The sequence below is a fragment of the Spiractinospora alimapuensis genome, assembly GCF_018437505.1.
Classification (GTDB): domain Bacteria; phylum Actinomycetota; class Actinomycetes; order Streptosporangiales; family Streptosporangiaceae; genus Spiractinospora; species Spiractinospora alimapuensis.
This window is the reverse complement of sequence record NZ_CP072467.1, coordinates 1,028,298-1,045,882: the sequence shown is the minus strand read 5'-3', so window position 1 is coordinate 1,045,882 and position 17,585 is coordinate 1,028,298. Positions and strand designations below refer to the sequence as shown.

Below are 17,585 nucleotides of genomic sequence, written 5' to 3'. Positions count from 1 at the left end.
GGACAAGGGCGCCCTATCCGCGGCGAACCACCGGGACGACGGAGGACTGACGATGGCCAGCGCGATGCGCAAGATGGCGGTCTACCTCGGCCTCGTGGAGGATGACCGCTACGATCACCGCTACGACGACTACGAGGAGTTCGACGAGTTCGAGGACCAGGTCGACGACCGGTCCAACAACGACTCCGGGCCCTCCCGTGGCGGCAACGACTCCGGCGACGACGCCGAATACGGCGGATTCATCGGCGAAAGGCGGCACACAGTCTCCCCTCCGAGCACGGCCGACCTGGCGCGGATCACGACGCTGCACCCCCGGACCTACAACGAGGCGCGTACCATCGGAGAGCACTTCCGTGAGGGCACGCCAGTGATCATGAACCTGTCGGAGATGGTCGACAGTGACGCCAAGCGTCTCGTCGACTTCGCGGCGGGGCTGATCTTCGGGCTGCACGGCAGCATCGAGCGCGTGACCAATAAGGTGTTCTTGCTGTCCCCGGCTAATGTTGAGGTCACCGCTGAAGACAAAGCACGCATCGCAGAACGAGGGTTCTTCAATCAGAGTTAGAAACATCTCCGCGGGCCGGTTGCGGCCATTGGTCGCCGTCGCGGCGTTGGAGGCACCTTCCCAGGAGGCACGGCCGTGAATATCGTGCTGTCCGTCATACAGGTCATCCTGTACCTCTTCATGATGGTGCTGATCGCTCGGCTCATTCTGGAGTGGGTGCGCAACTTCGCCCGCTCCTGGAGCCCGACCGGGCTCGTGCTGGTCCTCGCCGAGATCGTCTACACCATCACCGACCCCCCGCTGTCCTTCCTCCGCCGGTTCATTCCGGTGGTCCGGCTGGGTAGCCTTGCCCTGGATCTGAGCTTCCTGGCTCTCTTCCTGATTGTGGTGATATTGCTCCAGGTCGTGACAACGTTCCAGGTCATCTGAATCGATGGGAAAGCCGCTCAGGGCCGCCGGTTCCACATGTGGTCTTCGCCATGAACGGCACCCCTCACGTGTCACGATCAGGTACTGTCCCTACGGACGGACTCCAAGCGCGCCAAGGAGACGAACATGCCGCTGACACCCGCGGACGTGCGGAACAAACAGTTCAGTACCACCCGGCTTCGGCCCGGCTACGACGAAGAGGAAGTCGACGCCTTCCTCGATGAGGTCGAGGCCGAGCTCGACCGGCTGATCCAGGAGAACGAGGAACTGCGCGGAAAGCTCGCCGAAGCGCTCCGCGGCAAGGTCCCGCCCATGTCGGCCCAGGACATGCAGTCCGAGCCCCAGGCACCCCCGGAGCCGGTCCAGCAGCAGCCTCAGCCGCAGATGCAGGTCGCCCCCGAGCCGCCCGCCCAGCCCCAGCTCCAGCAGCCCGCCCCCGAGCAGGCACTTGCCGGGATGGCGATGGGAATGCAGGAGTCCGGCGACAGTATGGACACCGCCTCTCGGGTGCTGGCCCTCGCGCAGCAGACCGCCGACCAGGCCATCTCCGACGCCCGTCGTGAGGCCGACGAGACCCTGGGCCGTGCCCGGCACGAGGCCGAGGACATCCTGGGCAAGGCCCGCCGTCAGGCGGAGCAGATCGTCAACGAGGCCCGCGCCCGTTCGGAGAACCTGGACCGCGACGCCCAGGAGCGTCACCGTCAGGTGATGGGCTCGCTGGTGCAGCAGCGCGACGAGCTGGAGCACCGGGTCAACACCCTCAAGGACTTCGAGCGCGAGTACCGCAGCCGACTCAAGGACTACTTCGAGCGGCAGCTCCGCGAACTCGCCGAGGGCGCGCAGGAGCCCGCCAGCAACACCGGCAGCTTCCAGCAGCCCTCCATGGCCCCCGCCACCGCCCCCTCGGGCCCGGCCCCGGCGCTGCAGCCGGCGACGCCGGCTGGTGGAGCCATGACCGGTGGCAACCCCTTCGCTCAGCCCGAGCCGGTGCAGCAGCCCGCCGGTTACCACCCGAGCGAAACGCCGCACGAGCACCGCTGACCCGGTGTAAGCTGGCCGAGATCCAATCCACCCAGCTTTCCCGGATAGGCCATTTCGACGGTGTTCCTCCGCGCGAGTCTCGTCCCCGTAGCGTCCGCCATTGTGCTCTTGGTCGTGGCGGTGATCCTCGCCAACGAGGTGCTTGTCTACTTGGCCTTCGGTTTGACCGGTGTGTCGGTCCTGCTCGTCGCGCTCGGGCTCTTCGCCCCCAATCTGGGGCGGCGACCCGCTGCCGACGTCGCACCACAGCAGGCCGGCGGGGCGCCACCCTCGGTGAGCCAACCGATGGGGCAGCCACCGGTGTCGGCCCAGCCGACACAGTGGACGCCGCCGCCCATGGCGACACCGCCGCGAGAGCGGTGGCAGTACCCCACCACCGGCCCAGGGCTGGTTCCCGCGCCCGCTGGTCCACGTGACCCGGAGCGAGGCGGGGGGAGCGGCGACGAAGCGTGGTCCGGTCCGCCGGCACCCGGCGGGCCCGTGGTGGACATCGACGACTCCTCGTCCCCGGCAGGCGCGGCCGGGGACCCAGGAGCCGGCCCCCACCCCGTGGCCGACCTTCCCAACACCGCGCCCACCTCCGACGTCCCCGTGGACGACGAGGTCCCTCTCGACACCACGGAAGCCGCGCCCGACGTTGACGGCGACGACGGCGCCGACCTGGTGGATCCCCCGGTGGACCCGGACGACGATACGGAAGACGACGTCGTCGACGCCGAGACCGAGGGGACACCCGACGCCCCGGAGGCCGGCCTCACCGAGCCGCCCACGGTCACACACACCGCCGAAGAGCCGCGGGAGTTCCCGGTGGACGGCGACGCCGCGGAGGAGGACGAGGAGGACGGCCCCGAGCAGGCCCTGGGAGTCCTGAGGTCCCCGTGGGACCCCGACGTCTTCGCCACCGCGACCGCCGACCACACCCAGCTCGACCGTGACCCCTCCGCCGGCCCCCAACCGGAGGACCCGACCGAGCCCGAGGACTCCACCACCTTCGCCCTCGCCCCGGAGGACCTCGCGGACGAGGGCCCCCGGGACACCGACCACGAAGAGGACAGCGGCGCCCGCGCCTCCACCTGAGCACCGATCATGGGGTGGGCTGCCGCGCGGACGGTACCCGCTCGACTGCGCTCGACCCACGACACCGGAATGACGAGGGGGATGCCCCGTGACCGCGAGCTCCCGCCGGGGGTGTGAGCCGCTCGTGGTGGGGCGGTGCCGAGGGGACCGGGGGCCTCGGGGCGGCGCGCCGGCGGACGGCGGGTGACCCGCTCGGTCGGGCGTCTCCGTGTGGCTCGGGGCCGTGGGGGAGCGGAGTCCGGGACGGTCGACTGGCGCATGCGTGGGGACGTGACGGGGGCCCGAGTCGACAGCGTCCTGGGCCGCCCGCACCCCGGCGGGCGGCCCTGGGCGTCAGTAGGAGCCGATTTGGCCGCCGTCGCAGCGGATCTGCTCTCCGGTGACGTAGCTGGCGCCGGTGCCGCAGAGGAACGTCACGACGTTGGCGAACTCCTGGGCGGTGCCGTAGCGACCCGTGGGGATGGCGGCCTCGGAGCGGCGGCGCATCTCCTCGGGCGTGCTGCCCGCGGCGGAGGCCTGGGCCTGGTCGAGCTGTTCCACCCGTTCGGTGTCCATCCGGCCGGGCAGCACCATGTTGACCGTCACGCCGTCCCCGGCCACGACGTTCGCCAGGGACTTCAGGTAGGCGGCGAGGCCGGCGCGGCCCACGTTGGACAGGGCGAGACCGGTGATGGGCTGTTGGACACCGCCCGAGCCGACTCCGACGATGCGTCCCCAGCCGTTCTCCCGCATGCCCGGAAGGGTGAGTTCCACCAGGCGAAGCTGCCGCAGCAGGAGGGTCTCCAGCGCGCCGCGAAGCGACTCGTCACTGATGTTGGTCGCGTTGCCGGGCTTGGGGCCGCCACTGTTGAGGACCAGCACGTCGACGCGGCCGAAGTGCTCAACGGCCGTGCCCACGAGCGTGTCCGGGGCGTCGGGGTCGGTGAGGTCGAACTCCACCCCCACGGCGGAGTCCAGCTCACCGGCCACCTTGCGGGCCCGGTCCCCCCGGCGCCCGCCGAGGACGACATTGGCCCCCTCCGCGGCCAGAGATCGGGCGATGGCCTCACCGAGGCCCGAGGTCGATCCGGGAACGACAGCGGTCTTCCCGCGCAGGCCTGTGTCCATGGGTTTCCTCCCGCTCGCGCACGACGAAGTTCGCCAGGACCCTACAGGGCGACGATCATCGGCGCGGCGGTGACCCAGGGCTGGTGAACGCCGAGACGTCCACCAGCCCCCGGATCAGCGGGTGGCGCGCAGCCACACACGCAGGTCGAGGTCGGCCGACTCCGCCGCGGACGTCTCCACGTCCGGATGGCCCTCAACCACCTCATCGGCGAGGACCTCGCCGGCGATCGTCGTCTCGTGGTCCCGCAGGGCTCCGGCGGTCAATTCCGAGGAGCTCTCCCACCACAGGTGGATCCGGTCGGTGATCTCCAGGCCGGAGTTCTTGCGTGCCTCCTGAACCACCCGGATCACCTCACGCGCCACCCCGGCACGCTCCAACTCCGGGGTGACCGAGAGGTCCAGGGCGACGGTCTCACCTCCACCGGAGGCCACCGCCCACCCCTCGCGAGGACGCTCGGTCACCAGGACCTCCTCCGCGCTGACGTCGACGGGCTCGCCGTCGACCCGCACGTGGGCCCACCCGGTGTCGCGCACCTGCTCGACCACCGACGCGGCGTCCGCCTCGGTGAGCGCCGCGGCGATCCGCGGGGTCCGCTTCCCGAACCGCTTGCCCAGCGCCCGGAAGTTGGGCTTCACCGAGAACTCGACGAGGCCCGCTCCGACCGTCGAGAGGGCGTCCAGCGTCTGCACGTTCAACTCCTCGGCGACCTGCTCGCGTAGCTGCTCGGGCAGGTCGGCGAAGTCGCGTGCGCCCACCAGAGCCCGGCCCAACGGTTGACGCGTCCGCACCCGCGACTCCACCCGGGCCGAACGGCCCAGCTCCACCAGTCGACGCGCCAACGCCATCCGCTCCGACAGCGCCGGGTCGACGAGGGACTCGTTCACCGTCGGCCACGACGTCAGGTGCACTGACTCCGGGGCGTCGCCACGCCGCAGCGCACCCCAGACGTGTTCGGTCAGGAACGGCACCAGCGGCGCCATCAACCGGGTCAGCGTCTCCAGGCACTCGTACAGGGTGGCGAACGCGGAGGCGCCGGCGGCGGAATCCGAACCCGACCAGAACCGACGCCGGGAACGCCGCACGTACCAGTTGGACAGGTCGTCGATGAAGTTGGTCAGGTGGCGTCCCGCCCCCGCGGTGTCGAACCGCTCCAGCGCCGACTCCACGTCACGCACCGTGCGGTGGAGCTCGCTGAGCGCCCAGCGGTCCAGCAGAGGGCGATCCGCCGGGGCGGGAGCGGTGTCCAGACCGGCGACGGTCCATCCGTCGGCCCGCGCGTAGAGCGTGAAGAAGGAGACGGTGTTGTAGTAGGTCAACAACACCTTGCGGACGATCTCCTCCAGCGCGGCGTGGCCGACACGGCGCGCCATCCACGGCGAACCGCTGGCGGCCATGAACCAACGCAGGGCGTCCGCGCCGTGTTGGTCCATGACGGGGATGGGTTCGAGCACGTTGCCGAGGTGCTTGCTCATCTTTCGCCCGTCCTCGGCGAGGATGTGGCCGAGGCAGACCACGTTCTCGTAGGAGGACTGCCCGAAGACGGCCGTGCTCACCGCCATCAGCGAGTAGAACCAGCCGCGTGTCTGGTCGATGGCCTCACAGATGTACTGCGCGGGGAAGTTCGCCCGGAAGGTCTCCTCGGCCTGGTGCGGCGCGCCCCACTGCGCGAAGGGCATGGACCCGGAGTCGTACCAGGCGTCGATCACGTCGGGGACCCGGCGGGCGACGCGCTGCTCCTCGGGCAGTGACGGGTCGGCGTCCGGGTCGGGGATCACGACGTCGTCGATGTAGGGCCGGTGCGGGTCCATGTCGCTGAGGTCGCGGCCGGACAATTCGCTCAGCTCCCGCAGCGAACCGACGCAGATACGGCGGCCGTCGGGGAACTCCCAGATCGGCAGAGGAGTGCCCCAGTAGCGAGTGCGCGACAACGCCCAGTCGACGTTGTTGCGCAACCATTCCCCGTATCGGCCGTTCTTGACGTTGTCGGGGACCCAGTTCGTCCTCTCGTTCTCCGCGAGCAGTTGGTCCTTGAGCTCCGTGGTCCGGATGTACCAGGACGGCAGGGCGTAGTAGAGCAGCGGGGTGTGGCAGCGCCAGCAGTGGGGGTAGTTGTGCTCGAAGGCCTGTTCGCGGAACAACAGCCCCCGGTCGCGGAGGTCGGCGACGAGCACCGGGTCGGCGTGCTTGAAGAACTTCCCACCGATGAGGTCCAGGTCGCCGGCGAAGGTGCCGTCGGCGCGGACCGGCTCCACCACGGGCAGACCGTAGGCGCGGCAGGCGGCGAGGTCGTCCGCGCCGTAGGCCGGCGACATGTGCACGAGCCCGGTCCCGTCCTCGACCGTGACGAAGTCCGCGAGGACGACGAAGTGGGCCGACTCGGGGAAGTCGACCAGCTCGAAGGGGCGCTGGTAGGACCAGTGCTCCAGTTCCGCCCCCTCGAAGCGTTCCCCGGTGGCCGACCAGTCCTCGCCCAGGGCCGAGGCCAGCAGTGGCTCGGCCAGGAGCACCCGCTCGGAACCGTTCGTGGCGACCACGTACTGTACGTCGGGGTTCGCGGCGACGGCCGTGTTGGAGACCAGAGTCCACGGTGTCGTCGTCCACACCAGCAGCGACGTGGGTCGTTCGGGGGCGGCGAGGGGGCCCGAGGTGATGGGGAGCCGGACGTACACCGACGGGTCGGTCACGGTCTCGTAGCCCTGAGCCAACTCGTGGTCCGACAGCGAGGTCCCGCACCGCGGGCAGTAGGGGCTGATCCGGAAGTCGCGGACGAGCAGCCCCTTGTCCCAGATCCGCTTGAGCGACCACCACACCGACTCCACATACCGCGGGTCCATGGTGCGGTAGGCGTCGTCCATGTTGACCCAGTAGCCCATGCGTTCGGTCATCTCGGTGAAGGCGCCGACGTAGCGCATCACCGACTCCCGGCAGCGCGCGTTGAACTCGGCGACACCGTAGTCCTCGATGTCCTTCTTGCCGGACAGACCGAGCTCCTTCTCGACCGCCACCTCAACCGGCAGACCGTGGCAGTCCCACCCGGCCTTGCGGTCGACGTGGAAGCCCTGCATGGTCTTGAACCGGGGGAAGACGTCCTTGAAGACACGTGCCTCCACGTGGTGCACCCCGGGGTTGCCGTTGGCGGTGGGGGGACCCTCGTAGAAGACCCAGTGGGGTCCGCCGCGCGTCTGTTCCAGGGAGCGCTCGAACACCTTGTCCTTGGACCAGCGGCGGATGAGGTCACGCTCCATGGCCGGCAGGTCGATCTGCGCGGGCAGGGCGGGGAAGGCGGGGTCGGAGGTGGGCTGCGGTGCCATTGGTACCTTCCAGATCGAACTCCCCCCGGGGGGAGATGGGGTGCTGGCTGGTCGAAGGGACGAGGTGCGCGACCCCGCGGTACCACCCTTCTTGACCGACTCCCCTCCGAGGGATCACGGTCCGCTTCGTTACGTGACGGCCGGTTCTACTCAGGCCGGAACACTCCGGCTTTTCCTCCGGCGGCTCCGGGGTGATGCCCCGCACGGTCATGCCCCCGGGCTCTCACCGTCCCCGGGTCGCTCGACGGCTGTTTCCGTGGGCGCGTGTCCCCATCGTCGCTGCGTCAGCACCAAGAATAACGCACAGTAGGCCACCGACCCGACGGATTGTCGCGACCGACGACGGTCTTCTCGCACCACACCGCGTGTCCTGGAGTTCCCCGGACTGGCCTATCCTTTGTCGCCGGTGAAGGCGGTACAGCGGAGGTGGCCGATGGTCGAGGAAGCGGACGAGGGACAGGTCCTCGTCTCCCTGCCGGACAGGGACGACGCGGAGGAGCTCGCCGAGGAGCTGTCCGACCAGGGATACGAACCGTGCACCGTGCATCGGGAGATGCTGGCTGGCGAGGACGACGCCGAGGACGTCGACTGGGTCGTGGTGGTGCGTACGGGCCCCCACGGCGGACCGGCCGTGTTCGAGGAGCCGCACCTGTCGACCCTCGCGCACGACTACGGCGGCTTCGTCACCATCGAGTAGACCACCGGATCGGGGCAGTGTTTTCCCACGTCAGGCCCCTCGGGTTCTCGTGGTGTCCGCAGGCGTTAACGAGATGGTCAAAAGTCCTCGTGACGTTCGGTGAATGATTGCCTCACCTGCGTGAACCGTCTAGTGTTCCCGGCACTGTGCGCATTCGGGACGAGACGCACGGTTGTGTAATGCCAGGGGAGACCGCCGCGGCCGGGTCCGCGCGTGTGGAGGGGCGGGAATCGAATGGGATCGTCAGCCGCTGTGCAACGGGGTGCCGTTCGTCAACGTGGAGCGACGCGGAAGGGGGAACCGCAGATGTCGGAGACGGAGAACCTCCCCGTACGTGGCGACGAGGATCCCTGGACCGAGGAGGAACTCACCACGGTCCGAGCGGAGCTGGAAGGGGAGATCACCCGCCTGCGCGGCGAGGTGACCCAGGCCGAGACGTCCCTCGCCGAGTGGCTCGCGAACTCGGTGGACACCGCCGGGGACGACCCCACTGACACCGGGGCGAAGGCGCACCAGCGCGAACAGGACCTCGCGCTGACCTACAATACTCGTGAGCTGCTCGCGCAGAGTAAACGAGCGGTTGAACGGATCGATGCCGGAACCTACGGCGCATGCGAGTCGTGTGGCAAGGCGATCGGGAAGGCCCGGCTTCAGGTGTTCCCTCGCGCCACCCAGTGCGTGCGGTGTAAACAGCGCGAGGAGCGTCGCTGAGTACAGAGCAGGAGCCCCCCGAGGGGACAGAGGACGCGAACGACGACACCGCGACGGCGCAGGCCCCGCGGCGGCTCTGGCTCTTCGGTGGGCTGGCCCTGGTGGCCGTGGCCCTCGATTTCGCCACCAAGGAGATCGCGCTGAGCAACTACTCGGCGCACGACCCAGTGGAACTGCTGGGCGGGTTTCTCACCCTGACGCTGGTCTTCAACTCCGGTGCGGCCTTCTCCATCGGACAGGGCTTCCCGTGGGTCTTCACCATCATCGCCACGATCGTGGTCGTGGCGATCCTGCGCGCCGCCTTCAAGCTGCGCAGCGTCGGATGGGCGATCGCCCTGGGGCTCGTGCTCGGTGGGGCGGTGGGCAACCTCATCGACCGGTTCTTCCGTGAGCCGGCACCGCTCCAGGGCCACGTGATCGACTGGATCCAGGTCCCCAACTGGCCGGTGTTCAACCTGGCCGACTCCGCGATCGTCTGCGGTGGCGTCCTCGCGGTGCTCCTGGCCTTCTTCGGCGTGAACCTGGACGGAACCCGGGACGCGCGCAAGAAGGACAGGGACGCCGACGCCTCGGCCAGCGAGAAGGCCACCACGCCGTCCACGCGTGACGAGGCGACGGACACGACCACGCATCCGCCCCAGGCCGGCGCCGACACCCCCGGTGACGGTGCCGGGCGCGACGACGGCCAGGGCCCGGGCGGCTCCGACACCTCGACGCGGGACGATCGTCATGGGTGACCAACGCAGTCTGCCCGTCCCCGACGGTCTGGCCGGGGAACGCCTGGACACCGCGATCGCGCGTATGTTCGGCCTGTCCCGCGCTCGCGCCGCGGAGATCATCGGCGCCGGGGACGTCCTGGTCGACGGTCAGGACGCCGCCAAGTCCGACCGGGTGTTCGCCGGCGCGTGGCTCGACATCTCGTTGCCCCCTCCGCCGAGCGCCCCGACGACGCAGCCTCAGGCCGTCCCGGGACTCGGGATCATCTACGAGGACGCCGACATCGTCGTCGTGGACAAGCCCACCGGGATCGCCGTCCACCCCGCGGTGGGCTGGACCGGCCCCACCGTGGTGGAGGGTCTGCTCGCGTCCGGGGTGCGCCTGACCACCAGTGGCGCGGCGGAACGTCAGGGCGTCGTCCATCGCCTGGACGCCAACACCACGGGGACCATGGTGCTCGCCAAGAGCGAGGCGGCCTACGGCGCGTTGAAGCGGGCGTTCAAGGAGCGGACCGTGGACAAGGGCTACCACGCGTTGGTGCAGGGCCGGCCGGATCCCCTCCGCGGCACCGTTGACGCCCCCATCGACCGGCACCCCAGCGGGGACGGACGGTTCGCCGTGGTCGCCGGTGGACGACCCTCGGTGACGCACTACGACACCATCGAGGCCTTCCGCGCCGCCAGCCTCCTGGACATCACGCTGGAGACGGGGCGCACGCACCAGATCCGGGTCCACATGGCAGCCCTGCGTCACCCCTGTGTCGGCGACCGACTCTATGGCGCCGACCCGCGACTGGCCGAGCGGCTGGGCGTCACCCGCCAGTGGCTGCACGCGGTGCGTCTGGGCTTCACCCACCCCACGGAGGGGCGCCCGATGGAGTTCACCAGTCCTTATCCCGAGGACCTCGCGGCCGCGGTCGAGGCCCTGCGCGAGACCTGAGGGGGCGGCACCGGGCTGCGCAGGGTGAACGCCTCGCGGTCCGGGCCGAACTCCCGCAGGTGGCGTAGGCGTGCCGCGGCCTCGGCGTGGTCGGGCGTGTGCCCGGGCGCGACCCACCACAGCACGCGTGTCACGGCGTCGGCGGGGAGTCCCCACCGGCGTCGAAGCCGGAGCAGGTCCTGGTGGCGTCCGTGGACGAAGGCGCGTACGTCCAGCGGGGACTCCCACAGGGACAGGTCGACGATGTCCCCCTCGGACACCGCGAGGGGTTCCGGGCCTCGTGTCATCCCCGCGCGCAAGGTGGCCCTGACCTCCGCCAGTCCGTCGGCGGGGACTCCGGGGGCGCTGACGGTGTGCGCCATCGCCAGTACGGGCACATCGGGGTCGCGGTCGCGCGGCGGCGCGGTGAACGGCGCGTGTGTGGGCTCAGTGAGCGTTTGCTTCGTCATACTTCGGTTGTATCCCCGAATGGACGTTAGGTCTGCTTCAATCTCCTAAGTCGCGGTGTTAGTATTGCTTTCGTGTTGAGTGTGGATCGAATGAGAGTGCTGCACGCCATCGCGATGAGCGGTTCGTTGAGCGGTGCGGCCGCGACCCTGCACGTCACGAACTCCGCGGTGTCCCAACAACTGAGCAAACTCGAACGCGAGGTGGGACAACCCCTCGTCGAGCGCAACGGGCGGGGTGTCCGCCTGACCGAGGCCGCCGAGATCCTCGTGCGCCACACGGGTGAGATCCTCTCCCTGGTGCGCCAGGCGGAGTCCGAGGTCGAGGCGCACCGGGAGGAAGTGATCGGCCACGTCGTGCTCTCGTCCGTGGCCACCGCCGCGCGTGACATCGTGCCGTCCGCGCTGAGGACGTTGGCCGACGGCTTTCCGGGACTGCGCGTGGAGCTCCGCGAGGGGGAACCGGACGTCACGGTGAGCGCGGTTGACCGTGGCGACTCCGACCTCGCCATCGTGATCGACTGGGCCGGCGCCCCGCTGTCCCTTCCCGAGGGTGTGCAACGAGCGGCCCTCATCGAGGACGTCGCCGACATCGCGCTGCCCGTGGATCACCCCCTGGCCTACCGGGAGAGCCTCGACCTCGACGAGGTCCTGCGGGAGAGGTGGATCGGCTGGAGCCACGGCTCCATCTGCAGCGACTGGCTCCACCACATGGTGCGCGCACGGGGTGTCGAGCCGGTCATCGTGCACGCGGCCGAGGAACACCAAACCCGCCTGGCCCTGGTCGCGGCCGGCCTCGGTGCCGCCGTCATGCCGCGTCTCGGTGTCGGCCTGCCGCCGCCGGGGGTGCGGCTCGTTCCCGTACGTCCCGCCCTGGCGCGACACGTCTACGCGTTCTGGCGCTCCGAGAACGGCCGCCGACCCGCGATCCGCGCCACCGTCCGCGCGCTCCGCGACGCCGCCGACACCTACGCCGCGCGCCACCCCCTCACCACGGGACCGCTCACCCAGGTCAACTGACTCCGAACGCGGCCAGCCGGTGCCGACACCGAGCGCGGCGCGGCCACCGACGTGGTCGTCGCGTGCCGGCACGGAGCGCGTCACGACGCGGTGGCGATCCAGAGAGCCCCATGGTGCTGTCGGTCGCCGACCTGGAACCCGCCGTGTGGGCGTCGTGGCGTCCGAGGCCGGGCCGTGACCCGGCCGGCGACCGCGGACGGGTGCCTCCGCTCCGACGTGTGGCTGCGGAGTCGGTCCTGTTCGCCACCACCAGGGGTGGTCTCGGGAGAGGGGCCCCTGGTCACGGGCTGGGGAACGAGAACCGGGCCCAGCCGCTCGACGCGTCGGGGCCGCGTGGCGGTGGGTGCGCACACCACGCTGAGGTGCTCGGCACCGCACAGACTCCCCAGAACCACAGAGGTCCGTGGGCGGGGTCACGGCTCCGGGGACCACCCGGACCGGAGACGAAGGGCGGGCGTGGCGGTGACCGCGGTGTGGGCCCGCGCCGAGCGGGGACGCCAGGTCGTGAGCCCCAACCGCTGGGCTTCTTGGTAGCACTAGGCTCGCGCCGCGAACGACGTTCCCTACGCCGACCCACGCGAACGGCCGGCCGGGTCGCCCGTCACGGATCGCTGGGCGCCGTCGCCCGGGGCGGCCTCACATCATCCGCGAGCCTCCAAGCGACTCCCCCAGTCCCGCGGTCTGGGGTGAGGGGAGCGGGGCGTCGCCGGTGGCCGCAGGTCAGGGGCGGTTCTCACCCTCCTCGGGGGCGGTGGATGTCCTGGTGACGACCTAGGCTGAACGAATGACATCGGTCGCCGAGGAGCACGCGCGGGTGGCGCCTCCGGCGGAGAACGCGCGGTACTGGAGCCATCCCGCGAGCTCCGAGGTCGAGCTGTTGCGGGCGCGCTTCGTGCGGCACCGCTTCGCCCGGCACACGCATCCGACCTACACGTTGGCCCACATCGAGCGCGGCGTGGAGGAGTACTACTACCGGGGCGGCATTCGGCGCGCCGTCGCGGGGGATCTGGGGTTGATCGAGCCGGACACCCTGCACACCGGGCAGGCGGGGGTTCCGAGCGGGTGGGAGTACCGCGTGATGTACCCCACCGAGGCGTTCGTGCGCGACATCGCGCGAGCGGAGGGACACCCGGGCGCGCCGCGGTTCGGGGAGGAACCCCTGCGCGGTGAGGCGGCGTCGCGCCACGTGCGGCGGGCCCACATCGCAGCCGAGCGGGGCGACGACCTGTCCGCGTCCACCCTGTTGCGGCTCGCGCTCACCTCCCTGATCCGTGAGCACTCGCTGTCCGGGCCACGGCGGGCGGCGGTCGCCGCGGACGGGCCCAGCTCGGTGCGCCGGGCGGAGGAGATCCTCCGTCAGCGCCTGGTGGGCCCACCGTCGCTGGCGGAGTTGGCGAGCGCCGTGGGCTCCGCGCCGCACCCGCTCCTGCGCGCGTTCAGGCGACACTACGGTCTGCCGCCGCACGCCTACCTCAACCAGGTGCGCGTGCTACGGGCGCGACACCTCCTCGCCGAGGGCCACGCGCCGGCCGACGTGGCGCACCTGGTTGGGTTCGCCGACCAGGCCCACCTCACGCGTCACTTCAAGCGGCACACCGGTGTGGGGCCCGGCGCGTACCGTCGTGGATTCACGCAATAACGTTCAAGAACTTCCGGGTCGACCCGACATAGTGTCCTGGCATGATCGTTTCGCAACGAGCCTGGGCGCCGCCTGTGCGGGACGGCCTGGGTGTGGGTGTCGCCGCGGGGTTCGCCGGCCTGGCCTTCGGGACCTCGGCGGTCACCGCCGGCCTCAGCGTGGCCCAGGCCAGTGTCCTCAGCGTGCTCGCCTTCACCGGCGCGTCGCAGTTCGCCCTGGTCGGCGTGATCGCGGGTGGCGGGAACCTCGCCGCCGGCGTCGTGGGAGCCATGCTGCTGGGGGCGAGGAACACGCTCTACGGCCTGCGGTTGGCCGACGTGCTGGGATGGCGCGGCACCCGCAAGATCGTGGCGACCCACGGTGTCATCGACGAGTCGACGGCGGTCGCCCTCGCCCAACGTGACCGGGACGACGCGCGCCTCGGCTTCGCGACCACGGCGGTGACCACCTTCGTCTGCTGGAACGTCACGACGGTCGTTGGCGCGGTCGCCACGGGACACGTCGGCGACATCAGCGCGCTGGGCCTGGACGCCGTGGTCCCGGCCGTCTTCCTGGCGTTGTTGTGGTCCCGTCTGCGCCACGGCGGTCGTGAACGGTGGGTCGCCCTGGGTGGCGTGGCGATCGCCCTGGCGACGACGACGTTCCTGCCGGCGGGAGTCCCCGTCCTGTGCGCCGCGATCGCGGCCCTCGTCGCCACCCTCGCCGCGTCGACGCGCCCGACCGAGACCTCGGGAGGCACGTGATGAGCATGTGGATCGCGGTCCTCGTGACGGGCGTGGGATGCCTACTACTGAAGGTGGTCGGCATGACGGCGCCGCGTCGACTGCTGGACAACCCACGGATCGCCGACTTCGCGACGATCGTCCCGGTCGCGTTGCTGGCCGCGCTGATCGGCCTGGAGACCTTCACGTCCGGACAGAGCCTCACAGTCGACGTCCCCCGCGTCGCGGCGGTCGCGGCCGCCGCGGTGGCCCTGGCCCTGCGGGCCCCGTTCCTGGTGGTGCTCCTCGTCGCCGCCGCCACGGCCGCGGGACTGCGCGCGGTCGGGGTCGGCTAGGTCGTGCCTTCGAATGGGTGAGGTCGTGCGGCCCCGTCCGGATCGACGCGATCCCGACGGGCCACAGCACTGCCCCGTCGCGGACCGCCGCCACCTCGGGACCGTTGTGACGATCCGACACCGCCGTGGTGGCGCGGTTCACGCCGTGACCGCCATGGCTCAGCCACCGAAACCGAGTAGGATTCGGTTTGGTTGGTGACCGCGAACGTGGAGTTGGAGAAGGACGTCATGACAGTCGAGGCACAGGCCCCGAAAGAGACCCTCGACCCAACAGAGTTCGGATTCGACGTCATCGACAACGACGACCTCCCCGCCGAACTCGCCGGGCTCGTCGACCAGATCCGGGGCCTGGTCGCGGCCACCGTCCGTACCGACGTCCCCAGCGCCGAGCTCACCGCGGTCGGCGACCTCGTGCACGAGGCCACCCGCCGCCTGAATGCCCAGCGTCGCGAGAGCGGGCCGCTGGTCCGCAGCGAGGAGAACGGGCTCGTCCGGTTCAACACCCTCGGAAACGGGGTCACCGGGCCGGCGAACCCGCTCGCCCCACCACTCCGGTTGTCCTCGGTCACCGACGGGGTCGAGGGCACCGTCACCCTGAACGACGCCTACGAGGGGCCGCCCGGATGCGTCCACGGGGGCTGGGTCGCGGCACTGCTCGACCAGGCCGTGGGGGAGGCCGCGTGGCAGACGGGCTCGGTGGTGATGACGGGACGACTCGAGGTCGACTACCGGGTCCCCACTCCCGTGAACATGCCCCTCGAGGTCGCGGCGCGGATCGACTCCGTGGAGGGCCGCAAGATCCACGTCACCGGGGAGATCCGCGCCAACGGCCAGACCACCGCGGAGACGACCGCGATCATGGTCCGGATCTGGCCACCGCTGGAATCCTGACCGACGCGTCCCCGTCCTCCGGCGATGAGCGGGGGCCATCGCCGCGGACGGGGGCGTTGTGGCGCGGGGCCGTGGGGAGGTCGCCCGGGTTCGCGGTGCCCGGAACGCGAGGCCAGGGGTTGGTCGTCGCGGGGCGCGACGGTAGCCTACGCACGTCCTTTTCGCGCTGATCGACTCTCCCGGGGGTAGGAATGGCCACCGCGCCGCGTCCGGAGCGCCCGCGCGGGCGCCGGCGGGTCTTCGTCGCCCTCGCCGTCGGGCTGACCCTCGCCATCGTCTTCGCGGGGGTCGCGTTGTTCGCCCTGGACAACCCGCTGCGCGGTTTCCTCGGTGGCCCGGAGAACGAGGCCGTCGCGGTGGACGCCAGTGGAGAGGCTCCCGTCGCCCTGGACGAGCTCGGTCTCGACACCTTCCACAACGAGCACGCGACGTTCCAGATCCCGGCCGGCTGGGAGGCCCAGGAGCGGCCCCCGGAGGACGAGTTCGCCGACCCCGACGAGATCGACTCCGTGACGCTGGACTTCGTCGGACCCGGCGACGCCGCCTTCGAACTCACCTACGTGCGTACCCAACCCTTCGACGACGCGCCGATCCCCGCGATCGAGGTACTGACGTCGGTGGAGAGCTCCCGCGACGAGGAACACGAGGACTACGAGCAGGTCACCCTGGAAGAGGTCCCGGGGGAGGGCGCCGGCGGCCTGGACGCCGCCTACTCCGAGGGCGTCTACACCCCCGACGAACTCACCCGACTCGTCGACGGATCCCCCGAGGGCAAGCTGACGCGCGTCCAGCTCGCCACCAACGACGGGGAACGCATCCACTCCCTCATCCTCATCGGTCCCCAGGACCTGATGGAGGACAGCGAGGCCGCGGCGACGATCATCGACTCGTTCCGGCTGACACCCTGACCACAGCACGGTCTGTGAGGTCGGGGGGAACCGATCCGTGCCGGCGTGAGTCTCATAGGCGTCACCAAGCCATCAGTGAGACATGGAGAGAAACCACAATGAACCAGCGATACGCGGGGGTCGTCGCCATGGGGGCCGCGGTCCTGATGACGACCGTTGGATGCTCGGGCGGGGACTCCGAGCCCGACAGCTCGGGCGCCGCGGACGACGGGGGAGGCGGGGGCGGCCCGATGGCGTTCGTCGCCGACGCGGTGAACAACGCCGGTTCCGCGGACAGCTACCGGGCGACCATGACCATGTCGGGGGAGCTCGAGGGTGTCAGTGTGGAGTCGTCCTCCGACATCGAGTACGTCGGTGACCCCGAACCCACCATGCGACTCACCGTCGCGGAGGCCGGCGCCGAGAGCTCCGTCCTGCTGCGGGGCTCGGAGATCCTCATGTCCGGCGCGGGCTTCGGCGGCTCCGAGTGGGTGCGGATGGACGCGGCGGAGCTGGGCGCCGACCTCGCCACGCAGGATCCCGCCTCCGAGGTGGAGAAGCTGCTGGCCGCCAACGACGTCGAGGAGATCGGCTCCGAGGAGATCGACGGGGTCGCGACGACCGGGTACGCGGGCTCCTACAGCACCGAGGAGGCGCTGGAGCACGTCGACAACGCCGAGCTCGCGGAGGCGGCCCGCCAGGTCTACGGCGACGCCGGGGTCGACGCGGTGGACTTCGAGGTCTTCATCGACGACGACGGCCTGCCGCGCCGCCTCGTGAACACCATGGGGGACGCGACCGAGACGGTCTTCGAGTTCCGCGACTTCGGCGAGGACCTGACCATCGAGTACCCCACCGAGGACCAGATCCAGGACCTCGGCGACCTCACGGACATTCCCGACGTCCCCGACGTCCCCGACGTCTCCGACCTCCCGGACGCCCCCGACGTGGAGTTCTGACCCGCACCGAACGCGAATCCGGGGCGGCCCGACCCACGAGGCCGGGCCGCCCCGGTGACGTTTCGAACACCCGGCGCCGTGGTGGATGCTCCCGGGCCGTGACAGTCGTAGGCTTCGGTGTCACGAGTGACCCTTCCGCCCCACCCCTGGA

The 17,585-nt window shown here is 70.5% G+C and carries 18 protein-coding genes; 15 read left to right on the top strand and 3 right to left on the bottom strand.

Annotated features, from left to right (window positions below):
- Positions 1-52: 52 nt before the first annotated feature.
- From J4H86_RS04895 to J4H86_RS04880, 4 genes are all read left to right on the top strand, one after another.
- Positions 53-565 carry a cell division protein SepF gene (locus J4H86_RS04895; protein ID WP_236543904.1) on the top strand — a complete coding sequence of 171 codons (513 nt, stop codon included), beginning with the start codon at positions 53-55 and terminating at the stop codon, positions 563-565.
- Positions 566-640: 75 nt separating this feature from the next.
- Entirely contained in the window at positions 641-934 is a 294-nt protein-coding gene (locus J4H86_RS04890) for a YggT family protein (RefSeq protein WP_236542313.1), read from the top strand.
- Positions 935-1,060: 126 nt separating this feature from the next.
- Entirely contained in the window at positions 1,061-1,975 is a 915-nt protein-coding gene (locus J4H86_RS04885; protein WP_236542312.1) for a DivIVA domain-containing protein, read from the top strand.
- Positions 1,976-2,077: 102 nt separating this feature from the next.
- Entirely contained in the window at positions 2,078-3,052 is a 975-nt protein-coding gene (locus tag J4H86_RS04880) for a hypothetical protein (protein ID WP_236542311.1), read from the top strand.
- 333 nt (positions 3,053-3,385) lie between these two features.
- Here the strand turns inward: J4H86_RS04880 and J4H86_RS04875 are convergent, their stop codons facing one another.
- Positions 3,386-4,159: an SDR family oxidoreductase gene (locus J4H86_RS04875; protein WP_236542310.1), complete on the bottom strand. Its 774-nt coding sequence runs from the start codon at positions 4,157-4,159 to the stop codon at positions 3,386-3,388.
- A 114-nt stretch (positions 4,160-4,273) separates the two neighbouring features.
- Positions 4,274-7,471: an isoleucine--tRNA ligase gene (ileS, locus tag J4H86_RS04870; RefSeq protein ID WP_236542309.1), complete on the bottom strand. Its 3,198-nt coding sequence runs from the start codon at positions 7,469-7,471 to the stop codon at positions 4,274-4,276.
- Between the two features lie 433 nt (positions 7,472-7,904).
- Between ileS and J4H86_RS04865 the strand changes: the two genes are divergently transcribed.
- The 4 genes from J4H86_RS04865 to J4H86_RS04850 all read left to right on the top strand — a co-directional run bounded on the left by J4H86_RS04865 (position 7,905) and on the right by J4H86_RS04850 (position 10,535).
- Positions 7,905-8,168, top strand: coding sequence for a hypothetical protein (locus tag J4H86_RS04865; protein WP_236542308.1), 264 nt, complete (start codon positions 7,905-7,907; stop codon positions 8,166-8,168).
- A gap of 306 nt (positions 8,169-8,474) precedes the next feature.
- On the top strand, positions 8,475-8,879 hold the full coding sequence (locus J4H86_RS04860; RefSeq protein WP_236542307.1) for a TraR/DksA family transcriptional regulator: 405 nt from the start codon (positions 8,475-8,477) through the stop codon (positions 8,877-8,879).
- Positions 8,876-9,616, top strand: coding sequence for a signal peptidase II (gene lspA, locus J4H86_RS04855; RefSeq protein WP_269134573.1), 741 nt, complete (start codon positions 8,876-8,878; stop codon positions 9,614-9,616). The genes J4H86_RS04860 and lspA overlap by 4 nt, the downstream gene beginning before the upstream one ends.
- Positions 9,609-10,535: an RluA family pseudouridine synthase gene (locus J4H86_RS04850; protein ID WP_236542305.1), complete on the top strand. Its 927-nt coding sequence runs from the start codon at positions 9,609-9,611 to the stop codon at positions 10,533-10,535. Before lspA ends, J4H86_RS04850 begins: the two co-directional genes overlap by 8 nt.
- Here J4H86_RS04850 and J4H86_RS04845 read toward each other — a convergent pair.
- Positions 10,487-10,984 (bottom strand): DUF3291 domain-containing protein, encoded by a 498-nt coding sequence (locus tag J4H86_RS04845; RefSeq protein WP_236542304.1) that lies wholly within the window; start codon positions 10,982-10,984, stop codon positions 10,487-10,489. The genes J4H86_RS04850 and J4H86_RS04845 overlap by 49 nt on opposite strands.
- Positions 10,985-11,056: 72 nt before the next feature.
- Between J4H86_RS04845 and J4H86_RS04840 the strand changes: the two genes are divergently transcribed.
- The 7 genes from J4H86_RS04840 (at position 11,057) to J4H86_RS04810 (ending at position 17,434) form a co-directional block, all read left to right on the top strand.
- Positions 11,057-12,001, top strand: a complete 945-nt coding sequence (locus J4H86_RS04840; protein WP_236542303.1) for a LysR family transcriptional regulator — start codon at positions 11,057-11,059, stop codon at positions 11,999-12,001.
- Between the two features lie 784 nt (positions 12,002-12,785).
- Positions 12,786-13,640 (top strand): AraC family transcriptional regulator, encoded by an 855-nt coding sequence (locus J4H86_RS04835; protein WP_236542302.1) that lies wholly within the window; start codon positions 12,786-12,788, stop codon positions 13,638-13,640.
- Between the two features lie 41 nt (positions 13,641-13,681).
- Positions 13,682-14,383, top strand: coding sequence for an AzlC family ABC transporter permease (locus J4H86_RS04830; RefSeq protein WP_236542301.1), 702 nt, complete (start codon positions 13,682-13,684; stop codon positions 14,381-14,383).
- The gene (locus J4H86_RS04825) at positions 14,383-14,697 is read left to right on the top strand and encodes an AzlD domain-containing protein (RefSeq protein ID WP_236542300.1); all 315 of its coding nucleotides are present in this window, start codon (positions 14,383-14,385) and stop codon (positions 14,695-14,697) included. Before J4H86_RS04830 ends, J4H86_RS04825 begins: the two co-directional genes overlap by 1 nt.
- A gap of 195 nt (positions 14,698-14,892) precedes the next feature.
- Complete coding sequence (locus J4H86_RS04820; RefSeq protein WP_236542299.1) at positions 14,893-15,588, top strand: PaaI family thioesterase; 696 nt, start codon at positions 14,893-14,895, stop codon at positions 15,586-15,588.
- A 191-nt stretch (positions 15,589-15,779) separates the two neighbouring features.
- Entirely contained in the window at positions 15,780-16,496 is a 717-nt protein-coding gene (locus J4H86_RS04815; RefSeq protein ID WP_236542298.1) for a hypothetical protein, read from the top strand.
- Between the two features lie 98 nt (positions 16,497-16,594).
- Entirely contained in the window at positions 16,595-17,434 is an 840-nt protein-coding gene (locus tag J4H86_RS04810; protein WP_236542297.1) for a LolA-like protein, read from the top strand.
- The last annotated feature ends 151 nt before the right edge of the window (positions 17,435-17,585 follow it).

Bases quoted from the DNA above. Each gene is read 5' to 3' on its own strand.
- J4H86_RS04895 (WP_236543904.1), top strand. From the start codon at position 53: ATGGCCAGCGCGATGCGCAAGATGGCGGTCTACCTCGGCCTCGTGGAG.
- J4H86_RS04860 (WP_236542307.1), top strand. From the start codon at position 8,475: ATGTCGGAGACGGAGAACCTCCCCGTACGTGGCGACGAGGATCCCTGG.
- J4H86_RS04875 (WP_236542310.1), bottom strand. From the start codon at position 4,159: ATGGACACAGGCCTGCGCGGGAAGACCGCTGTCGTTCCCGGATCGACC.
- J4H86_RS04830 (WP_236542301.1), top strand. From the start codon at position 13,682: ATGATCGTTTCGCAACGAGCCTGGGCGCCGCCTGTGCGGGACGGCCTG.
- J4H86_RS04885 (WP_236542312.1), top strand. From the start codon at position 1,061: ATGCCGCTGACACCCGCGGACGTGCGGAACAAACAGTTCAGTACCACC.
- J4H86_RS04835 (WP_236542302.1), top strand. From the start codon at position 12,786: ATGACATCGGTCGCCGAGGAGCACGCGCGGGTGGCGCCTCCGGCGGAG.
- ileS (WP_236542309.1), bottom strand. From the start codon at position 7,471: ATGGCACCGCAGCCCACCTCCGACCCCGCCTTCCCCGCCCTGCCCGCG.
- J4H86_RS04825 (WP_236542300.1), top strand. From the start codon at position 14,383: ATGAGCATGTGGATCGCGGTCCTCGTGACGGGCGTGGGATGCCTACTA.
- J4H86_RS04865 (WP_236542308.1), top strand. From the start codon at position 7,905: ATGGTCGAGGAAGCGGACGAGGGACAGGTCCTCGTCTCCCTGCCGGAC.
- J4H86_RS04845 (WP_236542304.1), bottom strand. From the start codon at position 10,984: ATGACGAAGCAAACGCTCACTGAGCCCACACACGCGCCGTTCACCGCG.
- J4H86_RS04810 (WP_236542297.1), top strand. From the start codon at position 16,595: ATGAACCAGCGATACGCGGGGGTCGTCGCCATGGGGGCCGCGGTCCTG.
- J4H86_RS04815 (WP_236542298.1), top strand. From the start codon at position 15,780: ATGGCCACCGCGCCGCGTCCGGAGCGCCCGCGCGGGCGCCGGCGGGTC.
- J4H86_RS04850 (WP_236542305.1), top strand. From the start codon at position 9,609: ATGGGTGACCAACGCAGTCTGCCCGTCCCCGACGGTCTGGCCGGGGAA.